The organism is Methanolobus vulcani, assembly GCF_900100715.1.
Lineage (GTDB): Archaea > Halobacteriota > Methanosarcinia > Methanosarcinales > Methanosarcinaceae > Methanolobus > Methanolobus vulcani.
On record NZ_FNCA01000005.1, the window covers coordinates 148,509 to 169,099 of the forward strand.

A 20,591-nucleotide genomic window follows, 5' to 3' on the forward strand; every position below is an offset into this window, starting at 1 on the left:
TAAGTATAAATCAATAGCAATCAATCATATGATACTCAAAAGGAGTATCATACGATGCATAAATCAAATATTATACTTATAGTTACACTTACTACACTAATTATATTAGCCTGTGGAAGTTCAGGTTGTCTTTCTGATAAAGAGACAGTATTGTCAGGGAACATGAATAACCATAGCAACACAAATGACACAAGTAAGCTTACAGAAAGTAATACAACCGCTAATGAGCACGAAAACTTTAGTGGAGAAAAGCAGTTTGCCTCTGTAGATGATTTTGAGGAGCATACAAATATTGGAACTGCTCCTGAACTAAAACCTGTAACAAATAATGTTAAAAATCTGAAAATCGGTGCTTTCAACATACAGGTGTTTGGGGTAACAAAAGCTGGAAAAGCAGATGTCATGAACACTATTGTTAAAATAGTCCATGAGTATGACATTATTGCAATACAGGAAATAAGGGACTCGTCCCAGACAACCATACCCACACTTATGGATCTGGTCAACTCTGATGGATATCAATATGATTACACCATAAGCGAAAGGCTTGGAAGGACATCTTCCAAAGAACAATATGCATACATATTCAACACCGAAACGGTAGAGATTACCGGAAACCCTCAGACCTATCCTGAAGCAAATGGTAGTGACAGTTTCCACAGGGAACCTTTCATTGCAGCTTTCAGTTCAACTGAAGGAAACTTTGACGCAGTCCTAATGGTCATTCATACTGATCCCGATGAAGCCACTGAAGAGATAAATGCCCTTGACGATGTCCTGGAATACGCACAAAATCTTTATCCTGATGAGAAGGACTTCATTATCCTTGGAGACCTGAATGCGGACGGTTCTTACTTTGATGAGGATGAAACAAATGACCTTGAGACTTATGAGTGGGTCATAGATAATAGTATAGATACTACAACAAAAGCCACAGATTACAGCTATGACCGCATAATACTAACTGACAGTTCAGATTTTACAGGCAATAGCGGGGTTTTCAGATTCGATCTTGAATACGGACTTGATTATAATGAAACCGTGGCAGTATCTGATCACTACCCAGTTTATGCGGAGTTTGTTGCAATAAATGATATGGATTAAAACTGTAAAAATGATCTAGTCTGTAAAATATATCTGAAAAGAAGAGACATGCAGGATGCATGTCTCATACTATGCAAAATAATTAATTAAGCAAAGAGTTGGGTTCCGGCTGTCTTTGCCTGCTCCATAAGCTCTGCATTATCTTTTACCTCACCAGGTGCATGGTGTCCCACATCTACAAAGGTACCTTTGACCTCCATTCCAAACATCTGAAGTATCTGTGTGAACTCATCAAAAACTCCCTTGAAAGCATCAGGCTCGGGGTTTCCCTGTGCAGCAACTATTATAGCCTTTTTTCCACCCTCGATGCGTGGTGTGAAATCAGGATTTACAAGTGCCCAACAACGGTCGATCACCTGGCGCATCTGGCTTGTGAACTGGAAGAAATATATTGGTGAACCGAATACAAAACCGTCTGCATTTTTAAGGGCATCGTAGACTTTAGACATGTCGTCTTTTAATTTGCAGCCATCCACTTCTCTGCAGTATGTACATCCCTGGCATCCTTTTATGTTCATTTCATTAATGTAGAATTTCTCTACATCTGCCCCTGCTTCTGCGGCTCCGTCAAGGACCTGCTGGACGAGCACATCGGTGTTACCGTTCTTTCTTGGACTTCCTATAAAACCTACTACTTTCATTTTAACCATTTCCTTAAGCTTGAATTGTAAATTACTGGAAAATATTCAAAAGGTAGAAGGTATTGCACTATATTTATACAATATACACTCTTTTTTGATAGCAGCTAACAAGAAGTATAGTAACAATAATATTCAGAATAAATAGGAGGAGGAAATTTGGAAAAAACAAAAAACATTGAATACGGATGCCCCGTGGAAGCAACCCTTGGTGTTATCGGAGGAAAATGGAAACCGCTTATACTCTGGCAGCTAAAAGAAGATGTGCTTCGCTACAATACACTTCAGCAGATGTTGCCCGGCATATCTCCCCGTATGCTGACAAAACAACTCAGAGAACTTGAAGATGATGGGATCGTTAATAGGAAAATGTATCCGGAAATACCGCCAAGAGTCGAATATTCACTCACTGATTTTGGAAAAACCATCATCCCCGTGCTGGAAGCACTGGCACAATGGGGACTTACATATATGGACATAAGACAGGAAAAAGATATGAAATGAATAAATAAAGTATATATACACCACAAATTATTAAATATATAAAATATAATACTGCATTGGTATAGTGAATTTTTGTCCTGAGGTGTGGCTTCTTTCTCTGAATCCTCCTAGCTGTCCTCACCCGTCTAAAGCGGTACCCACACCTCAGAAAAATTCAGCACCATAACTTTATTAGAAAAATATATTATTGCTCAAAGCATTCTCTTTTTGGGTTGTCAATATGAAGATGAAAATGCTATTCACATGTATTTTTCTTACAATATCACTTGCTTTGATATCCGGATGTGTGGAGGATACAGGCAAGAATGAAACAACTGAAACAACTTTTGTAGTTGTAAATGAAACGGAGTTCTCACAGACCATGGAGGAAGCAAATACTGCCTATGTAAAGGCACTTGTATCAACCAGCCAGAAGAACGTTAATGCATCAAAATCCTCAATTGCTGAGCTGGTAAACAAGTTGAGCTACGTATCAGATACATACGGGGAAAATCCTCCAGAAATGTATATCAATGATAAGAACTGGCAAACCGAGATCAAAAGAGCAGTGCTTATAGCTGAGCACTCACAGGAAATGCTTGAAGAAGGGGACATAGAAGCCGCACATAATGGGCTTGAGCCGATGAGGGACCTTTTCTTCAGTCTCCATGAAAGAAACAACATTTTGCACATGGGAGACTATCTTACCATATTCCATATGACCATGGAAGAAGCAATCGATGCTGCAAATGTAAATGATACAGAAACAGTTAGCTCATATATCCCAACTCTTAAAAGTGAATGGCAGAATGTAAAAGATGCTGAAAGACCATCACTTGCAGATAGCAATTATAACCAGTCACTGGCAACAGTAGAGGCTGCAATTGGAGTTCTGGAAGAATCTGCCTCAAATGAAAATACCACACAAGTGCAGGAAGATTCTGAAAATCTCAGGCTTGCATTCTCAAAGGTATTTGCGAAATATGGAGTTGTAATATCCTGAAGAACAAAGTAAAGAAATAAAATAAACAAAAAGTGCAGATTATTCTGCACTTTGAATTCTCAGTAAGGATAAAATATAAAGAACAATGAGCACAGCACAAAAAGTCCCCATGCAACCGGCTTAACTTCACTTGCCTTGCCGCTGATAAGTTTTAGAAGAGGGAACAATACAAAACCTGCGCACAGGCCTACTCCCAGATTATAAGTGAAGCTCATTAGGACTATGACTGCCATTGCAGGTATCATCTCTGTGAGGTCATCCATATCTATTTTTTTTACTGCTCCCATCATCATGAGACCTACGACTATCAATGCAGGTGAGGTTGCTGCTGATGGTATAGCAGCAAATAATGGTGAGAAGAAAAGTCCCAGTGCAAATAGCAATGCAACAATGACTGCTGTTAGACCTGTTCTGCCTCCTTCTTCAATACCTGCAGCTGATTCTATATATGTTCCTGTAGTGGTGGTACCTACAAGTGCACCGAATACGCTTGCAAGAGCATCCGCCAGAAATGGTTTATCGAGGTCGTGAAGATTACCCTGTTCATCCATAAAACCAGCTTTCATGGAAACACCAACAAGTGTACCCATTGTATCCATAAGATCCATTGTGAACATGGTCAGGATGACAGCAAAGAATCCCCATGTGAGCGCTCCTGCAATGTCAAGCTGAAGTAGTATAGGAGCAATACTTGGTGGCATGCTGACCACTTGCTCTGGTGTCTGTGCAACACCTAATATGAAACCCAGTGTTGCTGTCACAAGGATGCCTATGAGAATAGACCCTTTTACCTTCTTTATTATTAGAATACTTATCAAGAGGAAACCGAAAAGTGCAAGAGCAACCGGAATCGTATTAAATGCGCCTACGTGAAGAGGAGCTCCTTCGACACCAAGTGCTACTATTCCAGCGTTGACAAGTCCGATGAATGTGATAAAAAGGCCAATTCCCACAGCAAAACTGTATTTGAGATTATCAGGAACAGAATCTATCATCTTACCACGCAACCCGGATAGCGTAAGGATTGTAAAAAGCACACCACTTATAAATACTGCTCCAATTGCAGTCTGCCATGAGTATCCTAACACGCCTACAACAGTGTAGGCAACAAAAGCGTTCTCACCCATATAAGGTGCTATAGCAAGAGGTTTTTTGGCATATAGCCCCATTATCAGTGTTCCAAAGATCGCAGATAAGATGGTTGCAACCATTGAAGGACCAAAAGGTATTCCGGCAGCTTCCAGAATTGCAGGGTTTACCACAATAATGTAGGCCAGGGTCATGAAAGTCACGATTCCAGCAATGATCTCAGTCTTTACATCAGTACCATGTTTCTTCAATTCAAAAAAATCTTCCAGCAGATTTCTTATTTTAAATCCTCCTCAGAATAGGTTAAGAGTATAAAACTATGCAATTTTCAAATTTGAATTGAGATAGACTAATATATAAATATAATTATTGTGTTAGAATTGAGAAAAAAGAAGAAAATAATGATTTCCCTGTTTAGGCGGGAAATAGAAGATCACTCTATGATCATGGAACCGGTTGGCATCATGTCATCTGGTGGTGCAACACCATGCTCTTTTCTATAAGCCTTTCTTTTACACACATCCATTTTCGGACCTTTGCAATACATAGCAATAAAACCACTGCAAGCAGCCTGTTTGGAATCCTGATATTTATTGAAGAAACCACATTTTGAAAGTAATTCACAATCTACCATAATATACTCCCTCACGATGCATATATTATAACTTATTTTATATAATGTGGCATAAATATGTTTTGAGTAACAGTGTTAACTTATGAACAAACATCATATTTATAGATAAATATACAAGGAAGATCGAAATATTTAGATTATTTTCACAAAATTACAAGCCATTATCCACAAAGTCGACCTTAAAATAAGTTTCATTTCAGCTCATTGTCCTTTTTGCGGCATTCACTTATTTCATATATTATCAAACACGATATCTATGACAACAATAAATAATCACATGAACAAGCACTTCACATCCGGTGGAGTGCAACATGAAGGATTTTCTAAAATCTAAAAAAGATAGTTGAAGAAATTCGTCTATTGTATGTTCTTTTTTATTTCCACAAGCATTACAGCAGACGCTTCATTAATTCAGCAATTCAAATGCTTGTTTCAGGAAATAGAATGCAAAGACCATATAAACAAGTCCCAATGAGCGAATTGTGTATAGATAGTAATTGCTTTTCAAAAATTCCCTTGATCTTCCCACCAGTATTGCAATAATAATCTTAGAACCTACAAGCAAGGCGTAAAAACCTGCAACAAATAATATTGATGATGAGATACCGAGATCAAGAGCATTGAATAATATTGGCCCACCTATTGTGATCCAGAAAAGATATGGATGCGGGCTGAGAAAATTTACAATGATCCCTTTCTTTAAAGAATTAGTTTTCTTTGTTTTAAGTTCAAGATCAATATTCTTTGTTCTTAAGGATGAGATTCCAAGATAAATAAGATAAAAAGAGCCTACAAGACTTATCATGGCAATAACAGGGTCATATTTATCGAATTTCAGAAGAAAAAGAAGGATAACTGAAACAATAAGAAGATCAGTTATAAAAGGAGATAGAGCAACCTTTATTCCTGCACGTGAACCATGCTGAATTGATTCAGAGATCGTCATTGCCAAAAGCGGACCAGGCGATATGCCTGAGGCAAATCCCAGAAGTATGCCGGATATCAGAAACTCATTGATCGAAAACATGACTGAACTGCGTATTGAGTTCAGATGTTTAAATCTGTTGATTCAAGCATTCCAGATTGGTCATACTTATGTAAAATACAAAGAAAGCTAATAGAGAATAATATATATTTAATATGAATATAGAATAAACATAATACGATTTAAAAGATCATTCCGGGTCAAGCAACGAAAATCGTGAATATCAGGACTCTTAAATAAATGAAAGCGATGGAAAATCACAAAACCAACAAATACCTAGCACTAAAAGCTGCACTTTTATACATATTCTTAGCTGGCTTATGGATATTAGGTTCAGATACTGTACTTAGCTGGATAATAACAGATCCCGAGATATACATTCAATTTCAGACCTATAAAGGGATGTTATTTGTTATCACAACCGGTTTTCTGCTTTTCATATACCTGAATCCGAAAATAGGAGAGCTTAGTGAATCGAGAAAGAATTTGCTTGATACAGAATCATTGCTCAAAAAGCGACTTGATTATGAATTGACAACCATCGAATGCATGAGGTTGCTACAGGAATCCGAAGATATCGAGAGAATACTTCCACGCATACTTGAAAAAATCCATCATACTGTAAATAACAGCAGAACCTACATATTCAGGAACGAAGATGACACTGAACTGGGTCTTTGCATGTCACAGATGTATGAAGAAGTTTCTGATGGTATTGAAGCCCAGATAGATAATGCCGAACTACAGCATCTTCCCTATTCCGAAGGGGCTCCGACTCTTTTATCTATCCTACTTTCAGGAGAGAACTATGCGCATATTGTTGAAGAACTTGAAGAACCTGAAAGATCCATTCTCAAAGAACAGGGAATTCTTTCAGTATTGATAATACCTATTTTTTCCGGAGAAGAACTCTGGGGATTTATAGGTTTTGATGACTGTATAGAAGAACGCAGATGGCATGAAGATGATATCAACCTCCTTAGAGTTGTTGCCGATGGTATTGGTGAAACAATTTTGCGTAAAGAGTCTGAAAGAGAACTTATAGAAAGTGAAGAAAGGTTCAAAGCGCTTCATAATGCCTCTTTTGGTGGAATTGTGATACACGATAATGAAATCATAATTGATGTTAACCAGGGATTCTCTGATATAACAGGTTACTCACATGAAGAACTCATTGGAATGAGTAATTATTCACTAATTGCAGAAGATTCCAGAGAAATAGTAAGGAACAATATTAGATCAGGATACGAAGAGCCCTATGAAATTACCATGTTGAGAAAAGACGGAACTAATTATCCGGCTAGAATACAGGGTAAATTTATTCCATACAAAGGAAAATACTTCAGAGTAGCAGAGATCAAAGACATAACTGAACAGAAATTGTCAGAAAAGGTACTTCGCGAGAGTGAACAAAAACAGGCTGCTATGATAGCAAATATCTCTGATGTTATTGCGATCGCAGACAAAAAAGGAGTTATCAGATACAAGAGTGCAAATGTTCAAAAGTGGTTTGGCTGGGAACCTGATGAGCTTATCGATATGGACCTATTTGACAATGTTCATCCTGATGATCAAAAGATTACAAAAGACTTTTTTATGAGCATCTTAGAGAAAAAAGGAGAAACAATTTCCTCTAATATTAGGTACCAATGCAAAGATGGCACATTCAAATGGATTGAATTTACTGGAAGAAATCTACTGGATGACCCGGTGATTCAGGGAGTATTATTTAATTACCATGATATCACTGAGAAGAAAAAAGCGGAAGATGCACTTCTGGAAAGCGAAAAGAAATTCCGCACATACATAGAGAAGGCTCCTTATGGAATTCTGATAGTGGATGAAAACCAAACATTCATTGAAGTAAATGAAACTGTGTGCATCCTTACCGGTTATTCTGAAGAGGAACTAATCGGAATGAACATGTTCAGCCGTGTGGCTCCTGAGTCACATAGTGAAGCTATGCAGGGTTATCATGAACTGGTAACTAAAGGTTTTGTCAGTGTGGAGTTACTCATTAACCGCAAAGTTGGAGCAAATTTCTGGATGCGGGTTGACGCAGCAAAACTCTCCAATACCAGATTTATTCTTTTTGTAGGTGATATAACTGAGAGAAAGAAAGCTGAGAATGCACTTCAGGAAAGCGAAAGAAAATTCCGCACATATATAGAGAATGCACCCTACGGAATATTCATAGTAAATGAAAATGGTAATTTCAAAGAAGTGAATGAAACCGCATCTATCTTAACTGGTTTTTCTGAAAATGAATTATTGAGTATGAATGTCTATTCACGCGTAGATCCTGAATGTGAGGAGAGAAGCATCCAGAGTATTCATGAATTGGAAACAAGAGGATTCTCCAGTGTAGAGCTACTGATCAGGCGAAAAAATGAAACTGGCATGTGGATGAGAATCGATTCCTCCAGACTCTCTGATGGCCGGCATATCATGTTTGCAAATGATATTACCGAAAGGAAAAATGCTGAATATTCACTTATAGAAGCGAAAATGCTTGCTGAAGAGAATAGCAGGATGAAATCTGAATTCCTTGCCAACATGAGCCATGAACTAAGAACACCACTCACAGCGATAATTGGTTTTTCAGATGTGCTGAAGAACGAGATCTTCGGAGAGCTCAACGATAAGCAAAAAAGACACGTACAGCATATTAACAATGGTGGAAAGCACCTTTTAGATCTTATCAATGATATTCTTGATCTGGCAAAAGTAGAGGCAGGAAAAATGGAACTTAACCTTGAAATGCTGGCTGTTTCTGATATAATTGAAGATATCAGGTCATCCGTATCTCCAATGGCAGCAAAAAAGAACATAGAGCTTAAGATCATCAGCAATATTGAAGCTCAGGAAATGTCAGCTGACAAAATGAAGTTCAAGCAAATAATGTTAAATCTGCTTAGTAATGCCATTAAATTCACTCCTGAAAATGGTAAAGTTCTAGTCACTGCTAAAAAGAAAGATGGTGAGATTACAATATCTGTATCTGATACAGGAATAGGAATTTCCAAAGAAATGTATGAAAGTATTTTCAACCCATTCATGCAGGTCGATTCTTCTAACAAACGAGAATATGGAGGAACAGGGCTTGGACTTGCTCTTGTTAAACAGCTCGTAGAAATGCATGGAGGAAAGATATGGGTTGAGAGTGAAGAAGGAAAAGGCAGTACTTTTACTTTTGCGATCAGAGATCTGGACCAGAATAGGACCTGATTTATGAAAAATATGTGAAAAAGGAGGCGTTTGAATAATTCGCTTTTTTGCCAGTGTGGGAGTGGTTTAGTATGTTAAAAGTCGAGTTAGCAAATCATCACGCCTCAATAAGAAATTTCATAAATTCTATATATAGTTTATTATATAATTTATAATAATATGGATTCTTATCAAAATAACCATGATGCATAAAGCTGCAAAAGGCACGTGCACCCCTCAGTAAATCTTGGTTGGTATGCGAGTTCCCGCCAAAGGCATGCTGCACACATGCCACCGTGCCTTATGAAAGAGATTACTAAAGTGATATTTAAGTTTTTATAAATAATCCTGATTTGTTGAAAATGATGTACAAATATACATCTTTAAAAAGATTCATGGTCAAAATGAAATTAATCACATATTCAGTTTGCAAGAAGCTCCTGATTTTGCTCGAATATGCTTGAAAAGACCTTCATGTTATTTAATTTCTCATTAGCTTTTTGAAGCCTGTTTTTGAGTTCATACAGATCATCTTCAAGAATCTTTATGTATGCCATCTGTTGTTCGATCCTTGCATCCTTTTTGATGATATCAAGCTGTTGCCTGTGAATGGTTACCTGCTTGCTGATCTCATCCTCGGTCTTTTGTTTCAACTGAACAAGTTCTTTTTCACGAGATGAGAATTCATTTTCCTGTTCAGACAGAAGGTCACGCATATGCCTGACATATTCGCGTCTGCGTTCTATCTTCTCAGTTTCGATCTCAATATCCATCTCACCGGAAGAAATCCCTTTTCTTATTTCAGCAATTTCCTTTACTTTAGATTCCAGCCTGTTTCTGGTCCTTTCAAGACTTTTTTGCTTTTTCCTGAGAGCCAGTTCTTCTTCTAATTGAACACGTAGAACCCTGTATTGTTCACAATTCCTTTTCTGAAGAGAGTCTGTATCAATATCATACTTATCCATGCGGGTGGCAAGCTCTGCTTCCAGCTTTAAGAATACAACCTGCTTTTTTTCATATTCCTTTTTTGCCTGTTTGAGAATCTCGCTTTTGTTAGCAAGATTTTCAAATTCTGTTGTGATCAGTTTTTTTGCATCACGTATCTTTTGATATTCTTCGATTATATGGGCTTCATCGGCCTTTATTTGCTCCCTCTTCAAAGCTATTTCAGCACGTTTTTTCTCAACTTCATCGAGCTGGCTGAAGTATGAAGCTTTGATATCTTCAAGGTTCTGGAGTTGGTTCTGATAGAAAAGTTCCTCGCTCATATTGCAATCCCGTCTTGTGCATATGCTGACCTATTAGGAATACAGCTATTGTTGTATATACAGAGTAATTATGTCGATATATAAAAGAAACATGTTCATGATTTTAAATTATACACACAAATATGAACATTGCAAACATCTACTGCAATAACCAAAATTTCAAATAGAGCACCAGATTATAATTAATACTGTGATTTTTGTGATCCACAATGACAAAAAACTGAATGAAAAATACAGAATATACTAATTTGATCGGATATAAAAAAGAGAACGCAAATTGAAGTATATGAGCAACAAGACATTTAATATCAGTATTTACAAGATCAACAAAAGAATCCTGCTGTATACATGTTTATGCGTATCTTCCGGTCTTCCTTTGACCAAGAAGTGATTTGAGATTAAGCAGTGCATATATAAAGTGCTATCAGCAAACGTATGAGTGCCACTTAGCTTATTTCTTTCCTTAGTACCGTTGTTTTTACCAGGAAGCGCACCATACCTGAACTCAAAGCCGTTCCTTTGCTATACCATGCACAATAAATAACATTCAAAAGATGAATTCTACATTATTCATCATTATGAATCCCTATTATTGTATATAGTGCTTATGAGTAATTTTACAAAATTGACCTATATACAATTCTATTTGAATTTGAAAGAAAAAAGCTTCTTCATTATTTTTTTTTCAGCATAGCTGTGAGATTTAGCTATTCATTAGTATTTAAAGCAGAGATATAGAATCTATATATAAATTATAATCCAATTACATAATACATAATAACCTAGATGCTGTATATAAATAGGATGAACACTTAGTAAAATCTGCAACTAAAAAAATGGGGACTTAAAAAATGATGGGAAAAATGAACAAGTTAGAAACATGCCCGGAATGTAATTACAAATTGAATGAAAACGAAAATATCCAGTACTGTGAAAATTGTGGTTACTGGACACCGAAAGGAACTGCAAGGTTTGATTCTATCGCTATTTTTGCCTGACTTGTTTAAAGTCAGGCTACCTATAATCATATAGCCTATATTTCACTACATAGTTCCATTAGCTTACAAATAAGTAAGATCTTATCGAAGATGAGCTGAAGTTTGGGGAGAAGAACTGATAGGAAGCATGATGTACGATTTGGGGTGTCAATTCGGGACGTTGACGCTCCAAACTTTCCTTTAGGGCATATTCTATTTTACTTTTTTATCCCTTGATTAGTTCGGCATTTTCATTTGTATTTACTGACAGGAAATCAATTATAGCATCGGCATATTCCTTTGGAAGATACTGCTCTCCACAATGTCCTACACTATCGAAAAGAATGAGCTGTGCATCCGGGATCTGCTCTGCCATTTCCACAGATATATCTGCAGGTGTGAGCATGTCGTCATTACCTACCAGTAGCAGCACTTTGCTATTGATCCCAGGAAGACGATCATATGTACCATTCCACTCCAGATTTGCTGCTGCATATTTACTAAGCACAGGATCGGATCTGGGGTTTAATGAAATATTCTGTAGTTTACTTCTAAGCACATCTGTTTGTGAGATATCAAGACTATATGCTGAAGAGGAAAGTATCAGCCGATCTACTTTATCAGGATACTCAAGTGTCAGTTCCTGAGCTATTGATGCTCCCATGGAAGAGCCGAATATATTTGCTGAAGACAGGTCGAGTGTATCCATCAGACCCGCAGTATCGCTGGCAAATAGAGACAAAGAGAAGTTATCTTCATTGTCTGTTGAATATCCCATCCCCCTGTTATCAAATATGATGACCCGGTGACCATCTGCCAGTTTACTGATAAAAGTATCATTATACATGTCCATTGTGCCGGAAAAGTACATAATCATTACAAGAGGTTCACCTGAACCTATTTCCCGGTAACCGATATCAATACCATTAACGGAAGCATATTTTACAGGAATGTCAACTATTGAAAAGGAAGTATTTAATGTACCATTTTCCTCATAAAATGTGTTTTCTTCTTGTGTTTCAATACAACCTAAGAATATGATAGATGCAATTAGTAACGGTAAAATAAGAATATTTATCTTCATTATTATTATAAATTAGAGTTGAATTATAAATAAGCTGGCTTTAAATGTAGAATTATATCAGACAAATGTATTTTCTAACTCCGCAAGTATCAGTAACCATCAGCAATGCCAAAATTCTTCTTTTATAAAAATAACCCCGTCACTCCAATTCAGAATGAATGACAAAGAGAGCTTTACCCCCACTCCCTTACCACTCATACTCTTTTACTTTTCCGGAGGAAGGAAATGCTGATGTCAAGACGGAGAGGGAAGACATCTTGCAGCATTTCCATGCAATCCAATTCCTTACTTTTTTCTACCGGAGAGATTTCGGATAATTTCCATATAGTACCACCGCATGGTCTTTTTGTGACATTTGCTGTCTGGCAGTTCTTGCCACAATTCCTAGTATTATTTTCTACTATACTAATATATCTATGTTTAATATATAATGAGTATTATTATGATGAGAAACATAATTATGAAAGTGATAAAACTAAGCTACATAAATGAAATCTATTTTCTAGTACCCATCACTAACTTCCTTAGCTCAAATATCCTATCAGCAACAAATTTGGAAGGATTGGTTTCAACTTCATAAGTAGCAAGGAGTGGAATTATCGGAATAGCAACCTTCAATTTCTGATCAATTCCTGCAGGAGAATACAGCTCATATAGAACATCATCAATCTGCTTTTTCATTCCGGGGATTTCATCTTTGATATCTTCAAGGTTTTGCTGGATAGTATTGAGATATTCCTGTGGGTTTGACTGATTTTTGATTGTTGTTACTAATTGTCCGACATCACAATTTATAGAATCTACTTTATCTTTGATTGAATCTAATTTCTTAGGGATTGCCATTGTTGGAATTAAAGGAATAATCATTGTAAGAACTGTTAACTGATCTTCTACTTTGCTATAGTTTTTAATTTCTTCAATTTTAGCAAGAATGGAGTTATTTTCAGGTATTGAAGGAACTTGGGCTTTCAAAGAAAAAATAAGATTGTCAAGATTATCAGACATCTGTTTTTGACTTTCAACAATCGACAAAACGCCTTTATCTAAATAATCTTCAAAAAAATCCTTATCAACTATGATTTCTTTTAGGTTTAAAAGATTTTCATTTGAATAATATTTATGATTAATTATTAAACCAAATTCTTTTCATCATTACCAATTGCATTGATAGAATCTATGTCTATGTAAATTTCTCCTGCAACATTGTCATCTACAACAGCGTAAAATTCAGTTACTTCAAGAAGCTTTCCTTTATATTGAATGTTAAATGCATAGAGTTTAACTTTAGTACCAATTTTGTTCTCTAATATACTTCTTGTTTCGTTGTGCCAAGCCCAGTAAGCATTGTAATCGCTGTGCACTTCTATAGGAGACATCATTTGAACCTGCTGAAATCCATCTGATGAACCACTAGCAGTATCGCTTGTTTGTTCTGTACATCCAGATAAAGATATAGCAATGCATAGCACTATCAAAATAATAAAGTTGTTTTTCTTCATCGTTAAAACCAGCCTAATATGTATATAAATAATCCAACAGTACAATAATATAAATCATACTATATGAATATTTTTATTAACTCAATGATGATACATATTGTAATACCCTGAAATACACATATATTACAGCCTCTGCAGCAACTTATACAATTAATTGAGATGTTATGGATGACTTACAACTCCGTCTCGAACAGCTACCTCCGGATTCCTTTAATGAAGCATTAGAAAATTATAACAAAGAAACTGATGAATATAACGATATTATATACAAATATAATGCAATGAGTTATTCCCAACAAAAATCGTCTTCTATGGTAAATGCAAAAATTGAAGCAAAATGCGAATATAATTATGTAGCTCGTTCATTCTATCATTGATAGTACAATGTGAAATAATGGAAGATCAAATATATGATTTAGAAGTTTTTATTTCTGCAAATGAAAACACAATTAAAAAAATAGACACTGAAGCCAATCTTACATTAAAATCAGCCTTATCTGAAATGAAAGCAGAGGTGAAAAATCCAAAATATGTTGCAAATGATGCACTTGAAATCTAACTTTTTCTTTTATTATATTCATTGATTGCTGTATTGTAAAAATTCAAAGTATCAATAAAACTCAAACCACATAGAGTATAATTTCAAAAAAAGTATGGACGCTGAGGGAGAGATTCGAACTCTCGCAGCGCGTTAGCACTACCGGTTTTCAAGACCGGCGCCGTAGTCCACTTGGCTACCTCAGCATGTCGGATGGTATCTTAATAGCGACCTAGAATATAAGGTTTTTGATACAAAATCGATATTGACAGTAATTGCCAGCGATTTGTATTGGATAATTTTTAAATGTTATATAAAGTAAGAAGTAAAGAGGAAGATTATTCCTCTGTAGCTTCAGCTTCTTCAGGGGCTTCTGCCTCTTCCGTCTCCTCAACCTCAGCGGTCTCAGGGACATATGGGTGCTTCTCGACGTACTCGAGGTTTGCAATGCCCAGCTTGTCGATAAGTTCACTTGCGATGGTCATCTTGGATACAAGCCATCTCTGGTTAAAGCCAAGCTCAATTGGAGTGTAGATCCTGATAAGGTCATCTGTAACCTCAACCTCGATCTCTGGCATGCCGGTGTAGAGTGAGAGCAGACCCTGTGCCTTAGCAACCTTGTCCTCAATCTTCTCGACGATTGTGTACTCGTACTCAACTTCCTTACCTGCAAGTGCATGGTTCATGTCTACACGTACTCTACGGCCAATCACCTGTGAGATTACACCACGTCTGCCGTTGAACTCAATGGGCATTCCAGGGTATGGTCTCTGGTCACCGAGCTGGTCCTTGAGCTTTGTGACTGAAACAGTCTCAACAAGAGCAGGGTTGTGTGGACCGAATGCCATCTCAGGAGCGATGGTAATAGAACCGGAGTATCCTACTTCCTTACCAACGAAGTCCTCATCAAGACCCTTGATAGTGTGGCCGGAGCCAACGATCACAACATCTCCGCCGTAAACACCGCGTGGGTTGAAGATACCATTGTCTTTTGCAAGCTGTTCATCGGTAGTGTCAAAGATCTGTCCTTCATTGAACTTACCGGTGTAGTTTATCTTTATGAAATCGCCTTTCTCAATTGCCAAATCGATCAACTCAATATAAGTTATTTGATTAATAGTCTAATTTTTGATAAAATCCATGAATTGAATTACCTGCACGCTATACTCATATGTCTTTAAGAATCTTTTGCCAGCAAAACAGAGGATGAGGCTAAAAATGATAAAGCATGATCAAAAAGTATCATCTACAACAATACCAAGGACAAATTCCCTGTCAGGTTCATCAAGAAGAGTAATAGAAGAGGGCAGTTCCAGTATATCCTCAAAACCATGGAACATATTTTCAAATGGAACCCTGGTATCGTGCCAGTCAACCTTCCTGCTATGACTCAGCACACCCTTACCTTCACGATATTTGTAATTGTCCCGTACCCTGCCAATAGCCACCTGTCTCTCACACATCAGCGGAATAGCTATCAGATCAAATATCCTGATATCATTAACAAAATGCAGCACATCCTTTGCCCATACATCAAGCAGGTCCACCGGAGGAGTGCTCAACCTTGCAAGTAAAGCCTTCTTCATCTGTTCCACACGCTCAAACTCGTCAAACTCATGCATGGTAGCATCGAACTGTTTGACCTCATCATCGAACTGCTGGAGCTTACTATTAAGACGCTTCATCTTTTTAACCATTTCAGGTCTTTCCGCGGAATAATCAACGTTCTTGATGGCATCCTCAAACTCCTTCCTGAACTTCTGATCGAATTCCCGGTACTTATCCCCGAAATGCATATATTTCTTGTAATTTGGTGACTGGTGTTTTATATCCATCAGCTCATCACCGAAAAGGTCCATGACATGCAGGTTCAGGTCAAAAGAAATGAAATCCCTCTCTATGCAGGACTTTTCCTGCACACCACAATAACCTGTGCGTACTACCCATACATTATTCCTGTGCTCACGTACCATATCTTTCACCATTCAAAAAGCCTGATTGAACTCATCCTAAAAGACAATTATCAGTACTATTTTCGGTAATAGTTAGATATATCTAATAGAATGTGGTTTTTGATAAGCATATTGAGTCAAGGATAAAAGAAGTTACGGACAAAACACACTTTTTGGTCCACAAACTGTGCAAACTGCAAAGAACAATTCACAAATCCTTAAAACAACCATGACACCTGAAGATTCTTATGATATTATCGTGGTCGGAGCTGGTCCGGCCGGTTCCACCGCAGCAATGTACGCTGCTGAGAATGACATGTCAGTACTCCTTATTGAAAAGAAAAAAGACATAGGAGTACCCCTCCAGTGCGGAGGTTTCCTTCCACACTATTCTGTTCTGCAGGAGCTGGTTCCAAATGCAGAACTCCCGGTTACCCTTGAGGAAATTCCATCAAGCTGCATACATGCCACCGCCTCATACCAGCGTTTCATAGCACCAAGTGGCCTGTCAAAAGGTTTTGAAGTTGACGCAGATGCAATTGACAGAAGACGCTTTGACAAGCATCTCGCAAAGCAGGCAGCAAAAGCAGGAGCTGATCTGCTTGTTGGAACGAACGTCGCCGAAGTGAACGAAACTAAACTCTTCATGGACGGTGCCTTCGGTGAATTTGAAGTTGAAGGTAAGGTCATAATCGGTGCAGACGGACCAAATTCCATAGTTGGAAAAGCCTCCAACATGCTCCGTGACCCTGACCCCATGGGAACAGGAACTGCTTTTGAATACGAACTCAGCGGTGTTGACATTGATAAAGAAGCTGTCGAGATGTATTTCGGCAAGGATTATGTCCCCGGCGGATATGCATGGATAATCTCACAGGGAGGCGACACAGCAAACATTGGTGTTGGCATCAGGGAAGCACTTTTTGAAGAACATCTGTGTGCAAGAGACTATCTTGAACGTTTTATGTACAAGCACCCAATAGCAAGCAAAAAGCTTGAAGGTGCATCCATAACCTCCGTGGTTGCAGGACTTGTACCAGTTGGAGGAGCACCAAAAGTAACCGCATCACACAACACGCTGATAGCAGGCGATGCAGCAGGTCATATTATCGCAACCAATGGCGGAGGAATATCTACTGCAATGGTCGGAGGAAAGCTTGCAGGCGAGACTGCTGCAGAATTCCTTAAAGAAAAATGCAGACTTCAGGAATATGATAGCATATGGAGACAGCAGATGGGGCTTGAAATAAAGACCGCTGTCTATGTACGCAAACTCATGGACAAGCTCATGCTATCTGACAGGCTCATGACAACTGCTATTAAAATGATAACACCGGAACAGATGAAAGCTATACAGTGTGGTCAGCTTCCAGACGCGGTCAGAAAGACATTAATGAAACTGAATGTGGGACTAAGTTAATGCGCATATTCGTTTACGGCACTCTCAAAAAAGGCGACCCAAATCATGCACTACTTGATGGTTCACATTTTGTGTGTACAACAAGAACCACTGATAACTACATAATGGTCGACCTTGGAGCATTCCCCGGAGTTCTCAAACCCGAAGATATATCTCAAATGCCATTGTCAACTATTATGGGAGAAGTGTACGAGATAAACGAGAAAACTCTGGAAGACCTGGACTACTACGAAGGTGAGTGGTACTATCGGGAAGAGGTCCGGCTTGAATGTGGATTTTCAGCACTTATGTATTTCCTGAAAAAAATCCCCCCTATGAATTACAAAGTCATCACAGATGGAAACTGGACTAAATAAAGAAGATGGAGGCCAATTATTGAAGGATAATAACAAAGAGAATACAATTCCTATGTTTGAAGGCACCATCAGCTATGAAGCATTTGGAAACCTCTATCTTAACATTACCAACCAGTGCAGCGCAAAATGTACATTCTGCATCCGGGAAGGATGCGACGGGGTTTATGGTTATAATCTTCGCCTGTCCAGAGAACCTACAGAGCAGGAAATAATATCCGACCTCGAAAAACACGACCTTAACAATTACAAAGAAGTTGTCTTCACTGGTTTTGGCGAGCCAACCTGTCGTTTTGATACAGTTCTTCACATAACAAAATGGCTAAACAAAAAAAGGATTCACGTCAGGCTTGATACAAATGGTCATGCTGCGCTCATGAACCCCGGCAGGAATATCATATCGGAGTTAAAAGTAGCGGGACTTGATGCTGTTTCAGTTAGTCTTAATGCAGAATCCGAAGAAATATACAACAATATCTGCAAGCCTACATACAAAAACTCATATCAGGCGGTTCTTGATTTCGCAAAAGAAGCAGTCAAAGCAGGTATCAAGACCCGTATGACCGTTGTCGGCCAGGATGGAATTGACATCGATAAATGTGAAAAGATAGCAACCGATATCGGTGCCACTTTCAGAGTAAGATGAATAGATTGATTACGGTAATTTATAGAAAATTAAGAAATACGTGAACCAGTTCAGAAATACTTGAACAGGTCGTCCCTCTTTTCATTGTGCAGTCTCTGTCTGACAAGTGATTTCAGAGATTTAAGATCACCTTTCTTTGCACTTATCGGAGCAACGCTATCAAGCCACTGCCTCCACGGAGGCAGCATGTTCAGCTTATCACATATCTGGTCCAGGGTCGCATCAAGTTCATCACTTTTGATCTTATCTACCTTATTTACGGCTAGAATAATATCAAAACCCAGCTCCCGGAAAAGTTCGAACATCTCAATATCAATTGGGATCTCGTTACGCTCTTCCCAGCGTTGCACTATTTCAAGGAAAGAAGCTCCATCAATGACAAGCACGGCAACATTGATCCTGTCAGCATTTTTCTCTATATAGCGCACGATCTGGTCTTTCACAATATCCTGCTTGCGGTCCTTCACACCGCTCATAAAACCAAATCCTGGCAGATCGGTAAGAAGCAGATCAGAATATCTTATTTGAGTAGGCTTAAGCGTAACACCTGGACGCTTGCCAACCTTTAAATTCTTTCCAGTAAGCTCCTTCATAATAGAAGACTTACCTACATTCGATCTTCCGGAAAAAATAATCTCGAAATTAATACCTTCAAGTTCATCGGTCTTCTTTGCCATTTATACCGCCAATTACACAGCCATTTTTCTCTTATAAGCCTGTAGCCTTGCTTTTCTGCACTCCTATGGCTTTATCGAACTCACGAAGAAAATCATCAAATGATTCTTTCGGGATCCTTGCACCTGCAGCAGAAGCATGTCCGCCACCGCTGCCTCCGAACATTGGTGCGATCCTGCGCAGCAAACGGTTCAGGTCTACAGATTCTGAGTTCCTTGAACGCAGGCTCATATCATAGACATTCCTCTTATGACGGAATTCGGCCGATATGCCCACATCCCGCTGTCCGTAGGAAGCAGCATATATAGCGGATTTTGACATATAACCATTGGGGTCAACCACATAAGCCAGATTCTGAAGAGCTCTTACTTCATGTTTAACATGAATGCGGAGCTGCTCCTCAAGGTCAGCACCCTCTTTTGCATACCTTAACACATTTGGTATAGCCGTTGGTATCTTATCATGAGATAGCGGTAAAAGGAGCTTCCTCTTGAAATCATAGTTTCTCCCTGAATAGATCAGTGCCTGGATGAGTGTGCCAGCCTGGAAGAACAGGCTTCTCTTATCCCAATCACGCAGCCACTCTTTCACAGAAGGACTGTTATCATAATAGTCCCCGATAGCTCCATAAATGGCTACTCTACGCATATCCCTGCTCAGTCTTTTCTGAAGAACTTTGTATGTGAGTTCCGAAGCACAAACGGTAAGATCATGATGCAGCCATTCTGCACTTATACATTTTTCCGGTAAAGGATGATGATCAATATATGTAAGGTTGGAAACTGCTGAAACCTCATCAAGTCTTTTGAAAAGCTCTGTACAGTGTCTTTCATCAATAGCGATATCACAAATGATCACATTCTCATAACCATCTGCAAGATTCAGGTCATCAAGGACACCTACAGGAGACGTAAAATAAACATCACCATCAGGATAAGCACTTTTTGCAATGGCACCTGAACATACTCCGTCCGAATCCCCGTGGGTCAGGATAAGGGTGGATTTATTCTCATGCCTTTTGGATTTTGTCATGGAA

Annotated in this window: 22 protein-coding genes and 1 tRNA gene; 10 read left to right on the plus strand and 13 right to left on the minus strand. The window is 38.3% G+C overall.

Annotated elements, in window-relative coordinates:
* The first annotated feature begins 54 nt into the window (after positions 1 to 54).
* Positions 55 to 1,104, plus strand: a complete 1,050-nt coding sequence (locus BLP52_RS08875; RefSeq protein WP_091710122.1) for an exonuclease/endonuclease/phosphatase family protein — start codon at positions 55 to 57, stop codon at positions 1,102 to 1,104.
* An 86-nt stretch (positions 1,105 to 1,190) separates the two neighbouring features.
* On the opposite strand, the gene BLP52_RS08880 is transcribed toward BLP52_RS08875, so the two are convergent.
* The gene (locus tag BLP52_RS08880) at positions 1,191 to 1,754 is read right to left on the minus strand and encodes a flavodoxin family protein (RefSeq protein ID WP_238380771.1); all 564 of its coding nucleotides are present in this window, start codon (positions 1,752 to 1,754) and stop codon (positions 1,191 to 1,193) included.
* A gap of 147 nt (positions 1,755 to 1,901) precedes the next feature.
* Between BLP52_RS08880 and BLP52_RS08885 the strand changes: the two genes are divergently transcribed.
* Both BLP52_RS08885 and BLP52_RS08890 read left to right on the plus strand, forming a co-directional pair.
* Positions 1,902 to 2,246 carry a winged helix-turn-helix transcriptional regulator gene (locus BLP52_RS08885; protein ID WP_091710124.1) on the plus strand — a complete coding sequence of 115 codons (345 nt, stop codon included), beginning with the start codon at positions 1,902 to 1,904 and terminating at the stop codon, positions 2,244 to 2,246.
* Positions 2,247 to 2,466: 220 nt separating this feature from the next.
* Positions 2,467 to 3,228: a hypothetical protein gene (locus BLP52_RS08890; RefSeq protein WP_091710125.1), complete on the plus strand. Its 762-nt coding sequence runs from the start codon at positions 2,467 to 2,469 to the stop codon at positions 3,226 to 3,228.
* A 59-nt stretch (positions 3,229 to 3,287) separates the two neighbouring features.
* Here BLP52_RS08890 and BLP52_RS08895 read toward each other — a convergent pair whose 3' ends face one another.
* The 3 genes from BLP52_RS08895 to BLP52_RS08905 all read right to left on the minus strand — a co-directional run bounded on the left by BLP52_RS08895 (position 3,288) and on the right by BLP52_RS08905 (position 5,978).
* Positions 3,288 to 4,568 (minus strand): NCS2 family permease, encoded by a 1,281-nt coding sequence (locus BLP52_RS08895; protein WP_238380772.1) that lies wholly within the window; start codon positions 4,566 to 4,568, stop codon positions 3,288 to 3,290.
* Between the two features lie 182 nt (positions 4,569 to 4,750).
* Positions 4,751 to 4,951: a hypothetical protein gene (locus BLP52_RS08900; RefSeq protein WP_091710127.1), complete on the minus strand. Its 201-nt coding sequence runs from the start codon at positions 4,949 to 4,951 to the stop codon at positions 4,751 to 4,753.
* 406 nt (positions 4,952 to 5,357) lie between these two features.
* A complete protein-coding gene (locus BLP52_RS08905; RefSeq protein ID WP_091710128.1) occupies positions 5,358 to 5,978 on the minus strand; it encodes a LysE family translocator in 621 nt (206 codons plus the stop codon).
* 360 nt (positions 5,979 to 6,338) lie between these two features.
* On the opposite strand from BLP52_RS08905, the gene BLP52_RS08910 reads away from it, so the two are divergent.
* Entirely contained in the window at positions 6,339 to 9,164 is a 2,826-nt protein-coding gene (locus tag BLP52_RS08910; protein WP_162272966.1) for a PAS domain S-box protein, read from the plus strand.
* A 401-nt stretch (positions 9,165 to 9,565) separates the two neighbouring features.
* On the opposite strand, the gene BLP52_RS08915 is transcribed toward BLP52_RS08910, so the two are convergent.
* Positions 9,566 to 10,411, minus strand: coding sequence for a coiled-coil domain-containing protein (locus BLP52_RS08915; RefSeq protein WP_091710130.1), 846 nt, complete (start codon positions 10,409 to 10,411; stop codon positions 9,566 to 9,568).
* 851 nt (positions 10,412 to 11,262) lie between these two features.
* Here BLP52_RS08915 and BLP52_RS14385 point away from each other — a divergent pair.
* On the plus strand, positions 11,263 to 11,409 hold the full coding sequence (locus tag BLP52_RS14385; protein ID WP_154717825.1) for a hypothetical protein: 147 nt from the start codon (positions 11,263 to 11,265) through the stop codon (positions 11,407 to 11,409).
* Between the two features lie 205 nt (positions 11,410 to 11,614).
* On the opposite strand, the gene BLP52_RS08920 is transcribed toward BLP52_RS14385, so the two are convergent.
* The 3 genes from BLP52_RS08920 to BLP52_RS08930 all read right to left on the minus strand — a co-directional run bounded on the left by BLP52_RS08920 (position 11,615) and on the right by BLP52_RS08930 (position 13,971).
* On the minus strand, positions 11,615 to 12,472 hold the full coding sequence (locus BLP52_RS08920; protein ID WP_091710131.1) for an alpha/beta fold hydrolase: 858 nt from the start codon (positions 12,470 to 12,472) through the stop codon (positions 11,615 to 11,617).
* A gap of 495 nt (positions 12,473 to 12,967) precedes the next feature.
* On the minus strand, positions 12,968 to 13,477 hold the full coding sequence (locus BLP52_RS08925) for a hypothetical protein (protein WP_091710132.1): 510 nt from the start codon (positions 13,475 to 13,477) through the stop codon (positions 12,968 to 12,970).
* Between the two features lie 125 nt (positions 13,478 to 13,602).
* A complete protein-coding gene (locus BLP52_RS08930) occupies positions 13,603 to 13,971 on the minus strand; it encodes a hypothetical protein (RefSeq protein ID WP_154717826.1) in 369 nt (122 codons plus the stop codon).
* A gap of 164 nt (positions 13,972 to 14,135) precedes the next feature.
* On the opposite strand from BLP52_RS08930, the gene BLP52_RS08935 reads away from it, so the two are divergent.
* Positions 14,136 to 14,348 (plus strand): hypothetical protein, encoded by a 213-nt coding sequence (locus tag BLP52_RS08935; protein WP_091710134.1) that lies wholly within the window; start codon positions 14,136 to 14,138, stop codon positions 14,346 to 14,348.
* 17 nt (positions 14,349 to 14,365) lie between these two features.
* Positions 14,366 to 14,530, plus strand: coding sequence for a hypothetical protein (locus tag BLP52_RS14390; RefSeq protein ID WP_154717827.1), 165 nt, complete (start codon positions 14,366 to 14,368; stop codon positions 14,528 to 14,530).
* Positions 14,531 to 14,629: 99 nt separating this feature from the next.
* Here BLP52_RS14390 and BLP52_RS08940 read toward each other — a convergent pair.
* From BLP52_RS08940 to BLP52_RS08950, 3 genes are all read right to left on the minus strand, one after another.
* Positions 14,630 to 14,715 (minus strand) — tRNA-Ser (locus BLP52_RS08940).
* A 132-nt stretch (positions 14,716 to 14,847) separates the two neighbouring features.
* A complete protein-coding gene (locus tag BLP52_RS08945) occupies positions 14,848 to 15,603 on the minus strand; it encodes an FKBP-type peptidyl-prolyl cis-trans isomerase (RefSeq protein WP_394328635.1) in 756 nt (251 codons plus the stop codon).
* Between the two features lie 138 nt (positions 15,604 to 15,741).
* A complete protein-coding gene (locus tag BLP52_RS08950; protein WP_154717828.1) occupies positions 15,742 to 16,482 on the minus strand; it encodes a hypothetical protein in 741 nt (246 codons plus the stop codon).
* Positions 16,483 to 16,690: 208 nt separating this feature from the next.
* Between BLP52_RS08950 and BLP52_RS08955 the strand changes: the two genes are divergently transcribed.
* From BLP52_RS08955 to BLP52_RS08965, 3 genes are read left to right on the plus strand one after another with little or no spacing between them, the layout of a single operon-like run.
* Positions 16,691 to 17,881, plus strand: a complete 1,191-nt coding sequence (locus tag BLP52_RS08955) for a geranylgeranyl reductase family protein (RefSeq protein WP_091710137.1) — start codon at positions 16,691 to 16,693, stop codon at positions 17,879 to 17,881.
* Positions 17,881 to 18,237, plus strand: coding sequence for a gamma-glutamylcyclotransferase family protein (locus BLP52_RS08960; protein WP_091710138.1), 357 nt, complete (start codon positions 17,881 to 17,883; stop codon positions 18,235 to 18,237). Before BLP52_RS08955 ends, BLP52_RS08960 begins: the two co-directional genes overlap by 1 nt.
* A gap of 19 nt (positions 18,238 to 18,256) precedes the next feature.
* Positions 18,257 to 18,880, plus strand: a complete 624-nt coding sequence (locus BLP52_RS08965) for a TatD family nuclease-associated radical SAM protein (RefSeq protein ID WP_338011376.1) — start codon at positions 18,257 to 18,259, stop codon at positions 18,878 to 18,880.
* A 50-nt stretch (positions 18,881 to 18,930) separates the two neighbouring features.
* Here BLP52_RS08965 and engB read toward each other — a convergent pair whose 3' ends face one another.
* Together engB and BLP52_RS08975 are read right to left on the minus strand one after the other, a co-directional pair.
* Positions 18,931 to 19,557: a GTP-binding protein EngB gene (gene engB, locus BLP52_RS08970; RefSeq protein ID WP_091710139.1), complete on the minus strand. Its 627-nt coding sequence runs from the start codon at positions 19,555 to 19,557 to the stop codon at positions 18,931 to 18,933.
* 31 nt (positions 19,558 to 19,588) lie between these two features.
* A complete protein-coding gene (locus BLP52_RS08975; RefSeq protein ID WP_091710140.1) occupies positions 19,589 to 20,587 on the minus strand; it encodes a DHHA1 domain-containing protein in 999 nt (332 codons plus the stop codon).
* Between the last annotated feature and the right edge of the window lie 4 nt (positions 20,588 to 20,591).

Coding starts and splice junctions, on each gene's coding strand:
- engB (WP_091710139.1), bottom strand. CDS start 19,557: ATGGCAAAGAAGACCGATGAACTTGAAGGTATTAATTTCGAGATTATT.
- BLP52_RS14385 (WP_154717825.1), top strand. CDS start 11,263: ATGATGGGAAAAATGAACAAGTTAGAAACATGCCCGGAATGTAATTAC.
- BLP52_RS08955 (WP_091710137.1), top strand. CDS start 16,691: ATGACACCTGAAGATTCTTATGATATTATCGTGGTCGGAGCTGGTCCG.
- BLP52_RS08975 (WP_091710140.1), bottom strand. CDS start 20,587: ATGACAAAATCCAAAAGGCATGAGAATAAATCCACCCTTATCCTGACC.
- BLP52_RS08920 (WP_091710131.1), bottom strand. CDS start 12,472: ATGAAGATAAATATTCTTATTTTACCGTTACTAATTGCATCTATCATA.
- BLP52_RS14390 (WP_154717827.1), top strand. CDS start 14,366: ATGGAAGATCAAATATATGATTTAGAAGTTTTTATTTCTGCAAATGAA.
- BLP52_RS08875 (WP_091710122.1), top strand. CDS start 55: ATGCATAAATCAAATATTATACTTATAGTTACACTTACTACACTAATT.
- BLP52_RS08900 (WP_091710127.1), bottom strand. CDS start 4,951: ATGGTAGATTGTGAATTACTTTCAAAATGTGGTTTCTTCAATAAATAT.
- BLP52_RS08960 (WP_091710138.1), top strand. CDS start 17,881: ATGCGCATATTCGTTTACGGCACTCTCAAAAAAGGCGACCCAAATCAT.
- BLP52_RS08925 (WP_091710132.1), bottom strand. CDS start 13,477: ATGTCTGATAATCTTGACAATCTTATTTTTTCTTTGAAAGCCCAAGTT.
- BLP52_RS08910 (WP_162272966.1), top strand. CDS start 6,339: ATGTTATTTGTTATCACAACCGGTTTTCTGCTTTTCATATACCTGAAT.
- BLP52_RS08890 (WP_091710125.1), top strand. CDS start 2,467: ATGAAGATGAAAATGCTATTCACATGTATTTTTCTTACAATATCACTT.
- BLP52_RS08930 (WP_154717826.1), bottom strand. CDS start 13,971: ATGAAGAAAAACAACTTTATTATTTTGATAGTGCTATGCATTGCTATA.
- BLP52_RS08950 (WP_154717828.1), bottom strand. CDS start 16,482: ATGGTACGTGAGCACAGGAATAATGTATGGGTAGTACGCACAGGTTAT.
- BLP52_RS08935 (WP_091710134.1), top strand. CDS start 14,136: ATGGATGACTTACAACTCCGTCTCGAACAGCTACCTCCGGATTCCTTT.
- BLP52_RS08905 (WP_091710128.1), bottom strand. CDS start 5,978: ATGTTTTCGATCAATGAGTTTCTGATATCCGGCATACTTCTGGGATTT.
- BLP52_RS08880 (WP_238380771.1), bottom strand. CDS start 1,754: ATGGTTAAAATGAAAGTAGTAGGTTTTATAGGAAGTCCAAGAAAGAAC.
- BLP52_RS08915 (WP_091710130.1), bottom strand. CDS start 10,411: ATGAGCGAGGAACTTTTCTATCAGAACCAACTCCAGAACCTTGAAGAT.